Annotated in this window: 13 protein-coding genes; 8 read left to right on the top strand and 5 right to left on the bottom strand. The window is 73.1% G+C overall.

Annotated elements, in window-relative coordinates; translation table 11 throughout:
* Window positions 1-26 precede the first annotated feature (26 nt).
* Entirely contained in the window at window positions 27-206 is a 180-nt protein-coding gene (locus tag ACGFIR_RS00720) for a hypothetical protein (RefSeq protein WP_393142481.1), read from the top strand.
* A 58-nt stretch (window positions 207-264) separates the two neighbouring features.
* Here the strand turns inward: ACGFIR_RS00720 and ACGFIR_RS00715 are convergent, their stop codons facing one another.
* Window positions 265-1,653 carry an MFS transporter gene (locus tag ACGFIR_RS00715; protein WP_393142479.1) on the bottom strand — a complete coding sequence of 463 codons (1,389 nt, stop codon included), beginning with the start codon at window positions 1,651-1,653 and terminating at the stop codon, window positions 265-267.
* Window positions 1,654-1,819: 166 nt separating this feature from the next.
* On the opposite strand from ACGFIR_RS00715, the gene ACGFIR_RS00710 reads away from it, so the two are divergent.
* The 3 genes from ACGFIR_RS00710 to ACGFIR_RS00700 all read left to right on the top strand — a co-directional run bounded on the left by ACGFIR_RS00710 (window position 1,820) and on the right by ACGFIR_RS00700 (window position 6,309).
* Window positions 1,820-2,401: an NADPH-dependent FMN reductase gene (locus ACGFIR_RS00710; protein WP_393142477.1), complete on the top strand. Its 582-nt coding sequence runs from the start codon at window positions 1,820-1,822 to the stop codon at window positions 2,399-2,401.
* An 84-nt stretch (window positions 2,402-2,485) separates the two neighbouring features.
* Window positions 2,486-5,170: an ATP-binding protein gene (locus ACGFIR_RS00705; protein WP_393142475.1), complete on the top strand. Its 2,685-nt coding sequence runs from the start codon at window positions 2,486-2,488 to the stop codon at window positions 5,168-5,170.
* Between the two features lie 98 nt (window positions 5,171-5,268).
* Complete coding sequence (locus tag ACGFIR_RS00700; protein WP_393005289.1) at window positions 5,269-6,309, top strand: DUF4192 domain-containing protein; 1,041 nt, start codon at window positions 5,269-5,271, stop codon at window positions 6,307-6,309.
* A gap of 6 nt (window positions 6,310-6,315) precedes the next feature.
* Here the strand turns inward: ACGFIR_RS00700 and ACGFIR_RS00695 are convergent, their stop codons facing one another.
* From ACGFIR_RS00695 to ACGFIR_RS00680, 4 genes are all read right to left on the bottom strand, one after another.
* Window positions 6,316-7,488, bottom strand: coding sequence for a serine hydrolase domain-containing protein (locus ACGFIR_RS00695; protein WP_393005291.1), 1,173 nt, complete (start codon window positions 7,486-7,488; stop codon window positions 6,316-6,318).
* 156 nt (window positions 7,489-7,644) lie between these two features.
* Window positions 7,645-7,833, bottom strand: a complete 189-nt coding sequence (locus ACGFIR_RS00690) for a hypothetical protein (RefSeq protein ID WP_393005293.1) — start codon at window positions 7,831-7,833, stop codon at window positions 7,645-7,647.
* Between the two features lie 88 nt (window positions 7,834-7,921).
* On the bottom strand, window positions 7,922-8,803 hold the full coding sequence (locus tag ACGFIR_RS00685) for an alpha/beta hydrolase family protein (RefSeq protein WP_393005294.1): 882 nt from the start codon (window positions 8,801-8,803) through the stop codon (window positions 7,922-7,924).
* 130 nt (window positions 8,804-8,933) lie between these two features.
* Window positions 8,934-10,193, bottom strand: coding sequence for a hypothetical protein (locus ACGFIR_RS00680; RefSeq protein WP_393142474.1), 1,260 nt, complete (start codon window positions 10,191-10,193; stop codon window positions 8,934-8,936).
* Between the two features lie 16 nt (window positions 10,194-10,209).
* On the opposite strand from ACGFIR_RS00680, the gene ACGFIR_RS00675 reads away from it, so the two are divergent.
* From ACGFIR_RS00675 to ACGFIR_RS00660, 4 genes are all read left to right on the top strand, one after another.
* Complete coding sequence (locus tag ACGFIR_RS00675; RefSeq protein ID WP_393005298.1) at window positions 10,210-10,470, top strand: DUF1883 domain-containing protein; 261 nt, start codon at window positions 10,210-10,212, stop codon at window positions 10,468-10,470.
* Between the two features lie 67 nt (window positions 10,471-10,537).
* The gene (locus ACGFIR_RS00670) at window positions 10,538-11,152 is read left to right on the top strand and encodes an HD domain-containing protein (RefSeq protein ID WP_393142472.1); all 615 of its coding nucleotides are present in this window, start codon (window positions 10,538-10,540) and stop codon (window positions 11,150-11,152) included.
* 179 nt (window positions 11,153-11,331) lie between these two features.
* A complete protein-coding gene (locus ACGFIR_RS00665) occupies window positions 11,332-11,976 on the top strand; it encodes a class I SAM-dependent methyltransferase (RefSeq protein ID WP_393142470.1) in 645 nt (214 codons plus the stop codon).
* A 97-nt stretch (window positions 11,977-12,073) separates the two neighbouring features.
* Window positions 12,074-13,018 carry an acyltransferase domain-containing protein gene (locus tag ACGFIR_RS00660; protein WP_393142469.1) on the top strand — a complete coding sequence of 315 codons (945 nt, stop codon included), beginning with the start codon at window positions 12,074-12,076 and terminating at the stop codon, window positions 13,016-13,018.
* Window positions 13,019-13,045: the final 27 nt, after the last annotated feature.

Raw genomic sequence — 13,045 nt, 5'->3', positions numbered from 1 at the left:
TCCCGGGCCGCGCTCCGGGTCACCCGGTGCCGCACCTCGGGGGCGGGGTCGCCGCCGCCGAGCTTGAACCCGTTGCCGCCGCCCGCAAGTCGAAGGGCTCGGCGTTCAACCCGAGCAGCTTCTACTCGTACACCCTGCACAACGCCGCGGACATCCCGGCGATGCTGCGTACCCACGCCGGGCCGCAGGCCAGCATCGGTCTCTGACCGGTTCGCGGTGGCGTCGACGGTCCCGCCGGCCGGCGTCACCGCACCCCACGCGACCTCAGCCGCCGTCGGCCACGGACACGGCGGCGCGCCCGCGCCGGGCGGCCAGCAGCGCCAGCATCCCGGCGGCCTGGACCACCGTGAGCACCACCAGGGCGGTACGGAAGCCGGCCAGCCCGCCCCCGGCGGCGGTCCAGCACAGCGCGGCGACCGCCGGCGCGAGCGTCGTCGCGATCATCCGTACGGTGCCGCCGACGCCGCCGGCGGCACCCGTCGAGCCGGCGGGCGCCGCCGCCATGACCGCCGCGATGACCGGGGTGTTGAACAGGCCGAATCCGACGCCGACCAACGCGACCTGCCAGGCGAGGTGCGCCAGCCCGGAGTCGGCGGAGAGCGTGACCGGCAGCAGCGTCGCCCCGGCCGTCAGCGCGGCGCCCGTCGCCGCCGCCGGCAGCGCGCCGACCCGGTCGGCGAGCCAGCCGGCGACGGGCGAGGTGACCGTCATGGCGCCGATCTGGACCAGCAGCAGCATCCCGGCCACCTCAGGTCCCTTGTGCAGCACGTCGGCGAGGAAGTACGGCAGGAGGAAGACCGTCAGCGCGACGTTGAAGCACACCAGGAACAGCCCGAGGGCGGTGAACCCGAAACGGCGGGCGCGGACCAGCGCGATGACCGGCCGTGAGGCGGGCAACCGCGCCCAGGTCACGCCCAGCCCCACGGCCAGCGCGCCGAGCCCTGCCGCCACCACCGGCCGGGTGACGATCTCATCGACGGCGACGAGCACCGCGGCGACCATGCCGCCCAGCAGCACCGCCTCGCGCAGCAGCGGCAGCCCGGGGACGGGCAGACCCCGGCCGTCGCGGGGCAGCGCCCACAGGCCCAGCCAGAGCGCGCCCGCGACGAGGGGCAGCTTCAGCAGGAACACCGCGCGCCAACCGGAGGTGCCGGCCACCAGCCCGCCCAACGAGGTGCCGGCCATTCCGCCGATGGTCATGATGGTCACCACCGCGCTGATCGCGCGGGCCCGCTGGTCCGCCCGCACGGTCGCGGCGATCACCGGCAGGTAGACCGCCAGCGTCAGACCGCCCGCGACGCCCTGGAGCAGCCGTACGGCCAGCAGCACCCACAGCGCCGGTGCGCAGGCGGCGAACACGCTGGTGACCCCGACACCGGCCATGGACACGGCGAAGATCAGCCGGGCATCCGCCCGGTCGGCCCAGCGGCCCGCCGGGATGGCGATCGCGGCCATCGGCAGCGCGTACGCGAGCAGCACCCAGGTGGTGGCGGCCGGGTCGGCGCCCAGGTCGGCGCCGATCGAGGGCAGCACGACGCCGGCCATGCTCATCTCGGAGGTCGCCACGAGCATGGCGAGGGCGACCGCCACGACCGGCGCCCAGCGGGTGTGCACGACCGGGGTCGACGGCTGCGGTGCGGGTGCGGCGGTCATGGGCACCGACGGTAGGGACGCGGACCCTCGCCGGGCATCTGTCGAACGACCGTAGCGGCCACCGGCGCGGGGCCGGGCCCGGCGACCGGTCAGTTGACAGATGGCGGGGCCCCGCCGGCTGCCTAGCGTGGTCGGCACATCCACCCCGAGCACCCAGGAGAGCACCATGACCACGCAGAGACTGCGGCTCGCCGTCATCGTCGGCAGCACCCGGCAGGGCCGCTTCGGCCCGGTGGTGGCCGAGTGGTTCGTCGACCAGGCGCGCCGGCACGACGGCTTCGAGATCGACGTGGTCGACCTGACCGAGGTCGACCTGCCGCCGTCGCTCGGCGGGTTCGGCGCCCCGCGGCCGGCGGCGGTGGAGGCGCTAGCGCCACGGCTGGCCGCCGCCGACGCCTTCGTGGTGGTGACGCCGGAGTACAACCACAGCTACCCGGCCTCGGTCAAGATCGCGATCGACTGGTACCGCGACGAGTGGCGCGCCAAGCCCGTCGGTTTCGTCTCCTACGGCGGGGTCTCCGGCGGCCTACGTGCGGTGGAGCACCTGCGGCTGGTGTTCGCCGAGTTGCACGCGACGACCGTACGGGACACCGTGAGCTTCCACAGCTGCTGGGAGCGGTTCGACGAGTCGGGGACGCCGGTGGAGCCGCAGGGCTGCAACAACGCCGCCAAGACCGTGCTGGACCAGCTCGGCTGGTGGGGGTGGGCCCTGCGGGACGCCCGGGAGCGCATCCCGTACGCGGCCTGAGGTTCGCGCCGGCTGCGCCCGGGAGCGCCCTGCGGGGGCGCGGTACGTCTCGACGGGCCCGGTGGGCGCGTAGCCTTGACCCCCGTGCTGCACGGCCGAAGCGAGGAGACCGCCCGGATCGACGCCATGCTCGGGCAGGCGCGGGCCGGGCGCAGCGGTGTGCTCGTCCTGCGCGGGGAGGCCGGCATCGGCAAGTCGGCGCTGCTCGACGACGCCGCCGCCCGCGCCGACGACATGCGGGTGCTGCGCACCGACGGCACCGAGTCGGAGACGGGCTTTCCCTTCTCCGGGCTGCACCTGCTGCTGGGCCGCCAGACCGGCCGGCTCGACGCCCTGCCCGCCCCGCAGGCCCGGGCGTTGCGGGTGGCGCTCGGTCAGGAGACCGGCGGCGACGTCGACCGCTACCTCGTCGGGCTGGCCGTACTGACCCTGCTGGCCGAGCTGGCCGAGGAACGCCCGCTGCTCTGCCTGGTCGACGACGCGCACTGGCTCGACCCGGCCTCGGCGGAGGCGCTGATCTTCGCCGTACGGCGGCTCGACGCCGAGGCCATCGCGGTGATCGTGGCGGTCCGCACCGACGAACCGTCCCCGTTCGACCGGGCCGGTCTGCCGGAGCTGCCGATCGGGCCGCTGGCCGAGTCGGCCGCCGCCGAGGTGCTGGCGCAGCGGTCGGATCCGGTGCCCGGTCATCTCCGGCCCGACCTGCTCACCGAGGCGCAGGGCAACCCGCTCGCCCTGCTGGAGCTGCCGGTCGACGGCGAGCCACGCCGGGTGCCGTCCTCGCGTTTCCAGCGACTCCACGAGGTCTTCGCCGAACGGGTGCGGCGGCTGCCCGAGGCGACCCGGCGGCTGCTCGTCGTCGCCGCGTCCTCCGCCGACGCCTCCGTGGTGTTCCCGGCCGCCGAGCGCCTCGGCTGCACCCGTGACGACCTGGCCCCCGCCGAGCAGGCGCAGCTCGTACGGCTGGTGGAGGGCCGGCTCGTGTTGCGCCATCCGCTGTTGTTCTCGGCGCTGCGGGAGACCTCGGAGGCCGGCAGCCGGCTGGCGGCGCACGAGGCGTTGGCGGAGGTCTACGCGGCCCGGGGCGACGTCTGCTCGTACGCCTGGCACCGGTCGGCGATGGCCACCGGGCCGGACGAGGAGGCGGCGGTCGCCCTGGAGACCGCGGCCTCGACCGGGGCGGTCCGGGGAAGCGCCGCCGTCTCGGCCATGTACGAGCGGGCCGCCGAACTCACCGCCGACCGGGCCCGGCGCGGGCGGCGGCTGACCGTCGCGGCGGAGGCGGCGGCCGACACCGGCCAACTGGATCGGGCCGCGACGCTGGCCGACCAGGCCGCCGACCACGTCACCCACCCCCTGCAACTGGCCGACATCGCCCTGGTCCGCGCCGCCGTGCTGGACTCGCGGGACCGCCCCAGGGAGGCCCACCGCCTGCTCTCCGACGCCGCAGTCGCGGTGGCCGACCTCGCTCCGAGCCTGGCGGGTCACCTGCTCTTCCGCGCCGGCCGGGCGGCCGCCCACGCCGGTGACTTCGGTGCGCTGGACCGCACCGCGGCCCGGGCCGAGGAACTCGGCGTGCCCAGCGCCCACCTCGTCGCCGCGCTGTCCCGCGCGTTCGCCGCGCAGAACGCCCTCACCGACGCCTCCGTCGCACCGCTGCGGGTGCTGGTCGAGGAGACGACCGGGTGCGACAGGCACCTCGAACTGCTCGACATCGGGTGGTGGCACATCATGCTGGCCGATTTCGACAGCGCGGACGACATCGCGGCGCGGCTGGCCGCCGTGGCCCGTCAACAGGGTGCCGCCGGCCTGCTGGCCTCGGTGCTGCCGCTGCTCGCCTGCGCCCAGCTCATGCGGGGCCGACACGACGACGCGGAGGCCAACGCGACGGAGGGGCTACGGATCGCCGCCGACACCGGGCAGCGCCGGCACGCCGTCACCCTGACCACCGTGCTCGCCTCCCTGGCCGCCATCCGGGGTGCGGAACAGCGGTGCGTCGAGCTGACGGCGGAACCCATCGCCCGGGGCGTCACGCCGGGCAACATCCACGCGGCGGGTGCGCTGAGCCTGCTCGACCTGGGCCTCGGCCGGTACGAGGCGGCCTTCGGCCGGCTCTCCGGCATGCTGGGCGCCCGGCACCGGGGCGGCGCGATGGTCAGCCTTCCCGACCTGGTGGAGGCCGCGACCCGGGTGGACCGGCCGGCGGACGGGCTCTCGGCCGCCCGGCAGTACGCCGAATGGGCCGGGCGCGTCCGGCAGCCGTGGACGCGGGCGATCGCACTGCGCTGCCAGGCGCTGCTGGACGGCAACGCCGACGACCGGTACGCCCAGGCGGTGGCGCTGCACCAGCAGGGCGGCCCGCCGTTCGAGCGGGCCCGCACGGAACTGCTGTACGGCGAGTGGCTGCGCCGGGCACGCCGGATCAGCGAGGCGCGGATCGTGCTGCACTCGGCGCTGGAGATCTTCGACCGGCTCCAGGCCCAGCCCTGGAGCGCGCGGGCGCGCGCCGAGCTGCGCGCCGCCGGGGAGAGCGTCCGGGCCGCCGACACGGGTGCCGTGCAGCGGCTGACCCCGCAGGAACACCAGGTGGTGCAGCTGGCGGCCCGGGGGCTGAGCAACCGGGAGATCGGGGCGCAGCTCTTCCTGAGCCCCCGTACGGTCGGCTACCACCTCTACAAGGCGTATCCCAAGCTGGGCGTCGGCTCCCGCAGCGAGCTGGCGTCCCTGGTGGCGGCCCGGCCCGAGTACCCCGCCCGCGCCGGGGCGTAAGCCGCCGACCTGGCCGAATACGTTCGGTGACTGTGGATAACCCGAGTGTCGTCCACAGGGGACGTCGACCGGTCCACGCGCGCCGCAGGCTGCCAGCCATGACCCCCACCGACCGCCTCCGCCTCGCCGTCCGTTCCCCCGCCGACCTCATCGCCGCCGTGCCCTACCTGCTCGGCTTCCACCCGACCCGCAGCGTCGTCGTGGTGGCGATGCGGGGCCGCCGGATCACCTTCGCCGCCCGCGCCGACCTGCCCGATCTCGCCGACCCGCGCGACCCTGCCGGCCATCTCGCGGGCGTCGTCGCCCGGCAGGACGCCGAGACCGCCACCGTGCTGGGATACGGCCCGGCACACCTGGTCACCCCGGCGGTCGACGCCGTGCGCGCCGCGCTGAGCGCCGCCGGGCTGGCCGTGCTCGACGCCCTCCGGGTCACCGACGGCCGCTACTGGTCGTACCTGTGCGTGGAGCCGGAGTGCTGCCCGCCCGACGGCAAGCCCTACGACGTCGCCGCCAGCGAGGTCAGCGCGGCGGCCGTCTTCGCCGGCCAGGTCGCCCTGCCCGACCGGGACGCCCTCGTCGCGCAGGTCGCCCCGGTGACCGGTCCGGCCCGGACGGCCGTACGCGAGGCCACCGCCCGTGCAGGGCGACGGCTGGCGGAGCTGTCGGACCGGGCGCCGACGGCCGACCCGCGCGGCGAGCGGGCGGTCCGCTCCGCCGGGGCTGCCGCCGTACGCAGCGCACAGCGCCGGTACCGGCGGGGCGGGGCGCTCACCGACAGCGAGGTGGCCTGGCTGAGCCTGCTGCTGACCCACGTGCCGGTACGCGACCACGCCTGGGAACGCACCGACGGCCGGGACGCGGACATCGCGCTCTGGACCGACGTGCTGCGCCGGGCCGAACCGGAGCTGATCGCCGTGCCGGCCGCGCTGCTGGCGTTCGCGGCGTGGCGGGCGGGGCAGGGCGCGTTGGCGGCGGTGGCCCTCGAACGCGCCCTGGCCGAGCACCCCGGCCACTCGATGGCGCTGCTCCTCGACGACCTGCTGCGCCGGGGCGTGCCGCCCTCCGAGCTGGACGGCTGGCCGGCGGTGGGAACGCCCGGAGTGCTCCGCCGCCGGCGCCGCCGACGCGGCCCTCGCTGACCCCTGTCAGAGCATCCCGAGCGCGGCGCCGATGACCGCCTGAGCGGTACGGCCGAGTTCCTGACCCTTGGCGTCGGTCCCGGTGATCGAGTACTGCATCCGGAACCGGCCGTCGCGGGTGGACGCCACGCCGGTCAGGTACCCGAACCGGGAGCCCGTCTTGATCCACAGGAGTTCGCCCCCGGGCAGCGGGAACGCGGTGAGCCCGACGCTGTACCGGGCCGGGCCGCCGGAGACGTCGGGGACCGCGGGCAGGGTGAACATCTCGGCCAGCTGGGCCGGGGGCACGACCCGGCCGGCGAAGAGCGCGGTGACGAACGTGTCCAGGTCGTCGAGGCTGGAGATGACGTTGCCGGAGGCCGGGGTGAAGGTCTGGCTCCACGTCGTCGCGTCCACCAGCTCGGTGGCTCCGTCGCGCACGACGGCCTGGTATCCGTGTGCGTGCGGACCGAGGATGCGTGGGTCGTCGCCGGGGGCGTACGTGTCCCGCAGGCCGAGCGGGCGGGCGATCCGCCGATCCAGCTCCCGCGCGTACGGGTGGCCGGTGACCTTCTCCACCAGCAGGCCGGCGACGATGTAGCCCATGTTGGTGTAGTGCTGCCTCGTCCCGGGTTCGAACTCCCGGGGGTTGCGCAGGCCGAGCCGCACAATCTGCTCCGGGGTCCACCGGTCGTACCGGTGGGCGAGCTGCCACTCGATCCCGTCCGGCATGCTCGGGCTGGGGATGCCGTTGGTGTGGTCGAGCAACTGGCGGACGGTGACGGTCGGGTAGTCGGCGGGCAGCAGCCCGGGCAGGTGCCGCTGCACCGGATCGGCCAGGTGGATGCGGCCCTCGGCGACCAGTTGCAGCACCAGCGCGGCGGTGAAGACCTTGGTGACGCTGCCGATCCGGAACCGTGCGTGCGGCGGCACGGGAGCCTGGCTGCGCAGGTCCCGGACGCCGGTGGTGCCGGTCCAGCAGCCGTCCGGGGTGCTGATCCGGACCTGGGCGCTGGTGGCGTCGGAGTTGGGCAATTCGGCGATCGCCTGCCGGAGCGGGCCGGGGTCGAGGGTGCCGGGGTGGCAGTCGGCGGTGGGGCGGGCCGGAGGAGCGGCGGTGACCGCGCCGGGGGTCACGACGGTCAGCACGGTGGCGAGCGCCGTCGCGACGAGCGCAGTTCGGCTATTCATGATCTTCATGACGTCGAGCCTGTCGTCCGTGCCGGCCGGAGGCATCGGGGAGATCCCCCTGACGTACCCGGACCGGGTGCCCCGGGAAAACCCGGTATTCGTAGCAGGAATTGCACCCAACGGGCAACGAGGCGTTTTCTACGGGGTCCTTTTCCTGCGGCTCGGTCAGCACTGATAGGAAGCGGGCGGGCGCGGCAGGATCCAGCCGTTGCTGCGCAGGAACGATTCGGAGACGTAGCTGTGCTGCTGGGTGCCGGCCTTGCGTACGTGCCCCCAGAGCGGACTCGTGACGCCCGCGACAACACCAGCGGCACCGAGAATGAGGACGAAGATTGAAGGCAGCAACCTGCGCATGACGCGTAGTCGACCATGGCCGCAAACCGTCCATCAAGTACGGTCGGCGAAACTACCGCGAGGGTTTACGGGCGAATACCGCGAGGGTTTACGGGCGCTTCGGGCAGGAGACACGTCGGTCCAGCCAGGAGAGCAGGACCTGTTCGTACTGCGGGCTGACGCCGGCCAGGCCCTCAAACCCGGGAAGGGTGGGCGCGTGGTCGCAGCCGGTCAGCCGGGCGACGGTCAGCTCCGCGGCGCGGGCAGCCCGGTGCCACACCGCCAGGCTCTCCTCGATCGGGATCCAGGCGTCGGTCTCGCCGTAGCAGAGCAGCACCGGGCAGGACAGCGCCGCGAGGACCGGCTCCGGGTCGAAGTCCAGGTCGGTCCAGGCGCCGGGCTCCGGCACCTCGCGCGGCAGGAACGCCAGCGGAAACCAGGGGCGCTCGAACGCGGCGTCCAGCTCCGCCTGCGCCACCGCCCGGGACAGCCCGCCGCGCAGGTACGCCTCCGCGACGCCACGCAGCCGGTCCAGCTCGGCGAGGTCGGCGTCGCCGTACCCGTGGCGGCGCAGCTGCTCGGCGGTGCCGTACCGCATCTGCCGCGCCGGGCTGACCCCGCTGCACCCGACGAGCGCGAGGAAGTCGACCCGGTGGCGGCTGGCGGTCAGCGCCGCCGCCCAGGCCCCCTGGCTGAACCCCCACAGCCCGACCGGGACGTCACCGACCTGCCGGCGGAGCACGTTCAGGGCCGCCGCCGCGTCGTCGGCCTGGGCGCTCAGCGGCACGTCGCGTCCGTCGATCCGGGGGCGCCGGTCGAAGCGCAGCACGGCGATTCCGGCCGGTGGGAGCAGCCGGGCAAGGTGCTCGTAGAGGAAGTACGACCGGCTGCCGGCGTGGGAGCCGTGCAACACGGCGAGGGCACCCCGAGGCGGCCCGGCCGGCAGGTGCAGGGTCGCGGGAAGCTGCTGCTCGCCGACGCTCAGCTCCATGCGGGCAGTCAACCACCGACGGGGCGCCTCCGTCTCACCCGATCGTTCCTGGCCGGGCCTCGTCCATCGCGACGGGGCCTTCCTGTTGCCCGACGGGCTGACGCTACGAGCTAGATGCCGGACGCCTCCTCTACCTGTTCGGCGGTTCCTGTGTCAGGGCTGTGCCCCACTTTTGCAGCCTTGTGGTGAGACCAGTACCCCGAACCAGCGTCACGATGCCGCCGCCGATGACCGCTACCCCGGTGCCGACGGCCGCTGCGGCGGGAAGGGCAGCCCCGATCTGGATGCCGCTGTCGACCAGGATCGCGACGCCGAGGCCGATGGCCGCCACCCCGGCGCTGGTGCCCGCTGCGCCGAGCAGGATGCGGCTGTTGACCAGGATCGCGACGCCGAGGCCGATGATCGCCACCCCGAGGCCGAGGGTCGCTGCGCCGATCAGGACGCCATCGTCGACCAGGATCGCGATGCCGAGGCCGATGGCCGCCACCCCGGCGCTGGTGCCCGCTGTGCCGAGCAGGATGCGGCTGTTGACCAGGATCGCGACGCCGAGGCCGATGCTCGCCACCCCGGCGCTGATGGTCGCTGCGCCGATCAGGACGTCGCTGTTGACCAGGATCGCGACGCCGACGCCGATGCTCGCCACCCCGAGGCCGATGAGCGCTACACCCACCATGGGCGCGACGCCGAGGCCGATGGTCGCCACCCCGAAGCCGATGATCGCTGCGCCAACCAGGATGCGGCCGTCGATCAGGATCGCGACGCCGAGGCCGACGGCCGCCACCCCGAGGCCGATGACCGCTGCGCTGAGAAGCAGGTTGAGGGCGATGTCGGTGGTGTTGGTGGTGAGGAGGGCGGTGATGGTCAGGGCGATGGCGGTCAGGGTGGCGTAGGCGGTCCAGGGCGCCGGGCTGATGGCGGCGACGATGGTGGCGGTCAGGGCGAGGGCGAGCAGGGTCCGGGTGGTGTGGCGGACCAGGGGCGCCTGTGGGGGCAGCCGGCGCAGCGAGGCGACGGCGGACAGGACCGCGCCGGCGGCGGTGACGGCGGCGACGCCCCGGTAGCCGACGTCGTTGCTCAGGACGTTGATACCCATGCCGCCGGCTGCGCCGAGGAGCACTCCGGACAGCCGGCTGCGCCAGTCCAGCTGGGCCTGTGGCGGGTGGGGTTCACCGTTGGTGATCACCCGATCAGCATGACGTGGGCGATCGAACATGACCGGAGCAGCCCGCCGTTCGGTCGCCAACCCTGTTCGATGCCCGAATTGCCGCAATCTGGGGAACGCCCTAATGCTTCGGTTGCAGCCCACCGACCGGCCCGCTTGTTGCTTCTCATCTTTCCCCGGAGTCCGCTCGGATGCTCGCCCGGCAGTCTTCCTGCGAGGCGTGGTCATCCAGTACACATTGCGTGTGGAACACCTCTACTGGAACCTCGGTACGTACGCGGGCGGCGCCATGTTCGAGGTGGAGCTGCGTGGCTCGACCGCCCGGGTCTGCCTGATGGACGGCGACGAGTACCAGGCGTACCTCGACGGCGACGAGTACGAGTTCTTCGGCGGCTTCTATGACCTGAGCCCCGTGGTCCTGGAAGTGCCGTACGACGACCACTGGTACATCGTCGTTGACAGCTATCCCCAGCGCATCAAAGTCACGGTCGGGCAGGTGTTTTGACAGGCGGCGCTGCCAGCGGCCGGAGCTGGGGTTACTGGTAGTGGTTCTGCGAAGCAGAGGTAGGCGCTTGACAGTCGAGCAGAAGGTGGTCATCCCGACCGACGAGCAGATCCGTGCGCTGCACGAGCGGTACGCGCCGACTGAGGAAGCTTTCCTGCTCGTCTACACCCATTGCCAGATCGTCTGCGCCGTGGCGGAGCAACTGCTCGACAGGAACCGCTCGGCCCTGAGCGTCGCTCTGGTACGTGCGGGAAGCCTCTTGCATGACATAGGCGTCTACCGTCTGTACGACGCGACGGGGCAGCTCGATCACGAGAACTACATCCGTCATGGAATCCTCGGCCATGCGTTACTACGCGATCTCGGTTTCCCTGAGCTGATCAGCAGATTCTGTTCCCATCACACTGGCGTAGGCCTGACTCAGGAGGACGTGCTGCGGCAGCGTCTGCCATTACCTGTGAACGACTACACGGCCGACACTGTGGAGGAGCAACTCGTGATGTACGCGGACAAGTTCCACAGTAAGACGACGCCGCCCACGCTCGTGACCACGGCGTCCTACGCCGCGACCGTTCGGCGGTTCGGTGCGGACAAGGTGGCCCGGTTTGCGGCGCTGGTGGAGAAGTTCGGTGAACCGGACCTCCTACCCATCTCCCGCCGTTTTCAGCAACCGCTGATCTGAGTGACCCCCAAACGGCTGCTAAGGCTGGTGAGGCCGGCGACGAATCCGACCCGCGGTGGTGATAGCGATTCCGCCGCGCGGCAGCCAGCTCACGATGGTCGGGCGGTGCCGGCGGTAAGAGTGAGGTGCCGGGCGCGGCCTGCCGACGAACCGAGCCCGACAGCTCTAACGTGTCGGGCGTGAACGATGCGGGCTGGTTGGCGGACACCAGGGACTCCTACGACACCGTCGCCGCCAGCTATGCGGAACTGGTTCGCGACCTCCTGGCCGACGCGCCGCACGAACGAGCGGCCCTGGCGTCGTTCGCCGAACTGGTGCTGGCCGCAGGCGGAGGCCCCGTTGCCGACATCGGCTGCGGGCCCGGACGCGTCACCGCCCATCTCCACGAGCACGGCCTCGACGCCTTCGGGATCGATCTCTCCCCCGCGATGGTCCAGATAGCCCGCCGGGACCATCCCCATCTGCGGTTCGAGGTGGGCTCGATGACCGATCTCGCGCTCGCTGACGCTTCGGTCGACGGCGTGGTGGCCTGGTACTCGCTCATCCACGTCCCCGACGAGGAGGTCGGCCCGGTCTTCGCGCACTTCCGGCGGGTACTGCGCCCAGGGGGTCTCCTGCTGCTCGGCTTCCATGTCGGCGACGAATCCCGACTGAAGACCGAGGGCTACGGGGGTCATCCCATGAAGGTCCACGTCCACCGCCGCCGGCCCGAAAAGCTGGCGGTCTGGCTGCGGGCCGCCGGGTTAACCGTGGTGGCGGAGACGATCGTGACCTCGCCGGAGAGCAAGCTCGGCGGGATCCTGTTCGCGCGCCGGCACCCGTAGGCCCTCCCGCGATTCATCGTCGTGGATCGTCAGTCCGGTCTGATCCGAGCGCGGTACGGGCCAGTGGCAGACCCCGCCGGCCGGTAGGGTCGCCCGCGTGGACCTGGACGACACGGCCGCCCGGCTCGGGGTACCCGTCGAGGACATCGACCGCGTACGCCGGCTCGCCGGTGACCGGCCGTCGGCTCCGCTGCCCGTCAAGGCCGACGCGCCCGCGATCCTCGCTCGGCTCGCGGTACGGCCGGACGACGCCGCCGAGATCATGGCGGGCTGGCCCGACCTCGACTCGACACTGTGGACGCCCGAGCTGCGCTGGCTGCTCGACCGCTCGATCGCCCTGGTCCGCGCCGACCTCGGGGGCCACGGCTGGCTGCCGCCCGGCCCGGAGCTGCCACGCGAGCGGGGCCCCGCCTGGCGGCACCTCTACGTGTACGCGTACCTGGCCCTGGTCGACGTTGTCCGGGCGTACCACCGCGAGCACGGCATCCCCGACACCGTCTCGTGGGCGACCCTCGCCGACCTGGGCCGCAACCTCGCGATCGACCGGCGGATGCACCGCGAGGGCTGGCCGGTCATGCAGAGCTGGCTGACGCTGCACGCACGCGGCGGCCTCTACGAGCTGGGCCGGTTGCAGCACCAGCGCGGCGGCACCGCGATCGCCCTGCACATCCCCGAGTCCGGGCCGATGACCCCGGAGGCGGTCGAGGCGTCGCTCGACGAGGCCCGCGCGTTCTTCCCCCGCCACTTTCCCGACGAACGCTACACGGCGTTCTCCTGCAGCTCGTGGCTGCTCGACCCGCAGCTACTGGAGTACCTGCCCGAGGACTCCAACATCGTCCGGTTCCAGCGCAGGTTCGAGCTGGAGCCCTACGAGGAGCCGGACGGGTTGGACGGCGACGTCGAGGTGCTGCGGTTCGTGTTCCGTACCCTGACCACGCCGCTCGACCAGTTGCCGCGCCGCACCGTGCTCCAGCGCGCGATCGTCGACCACCTGAGAGCCGGCCGCCACTGGCAGGTCCACCGAGGCCGCTTCCCGATCTAGTGCCGTGTCGGCCAGCCCATGGACTCG

This window comes from Micromonospora sp. NPDC049051 (assembly GCF_043197575.1).
Taxonomy (GTDB): Bacteria; Actinomycetota; Actinomycetes; order Mycobacteriales; family Micromonosporaceae; genus Micromonospora.
Note: the sequence above shows the minus strand (reverse complement) of the source record. Positions and strands in the feature narration are given on the sequence as shown.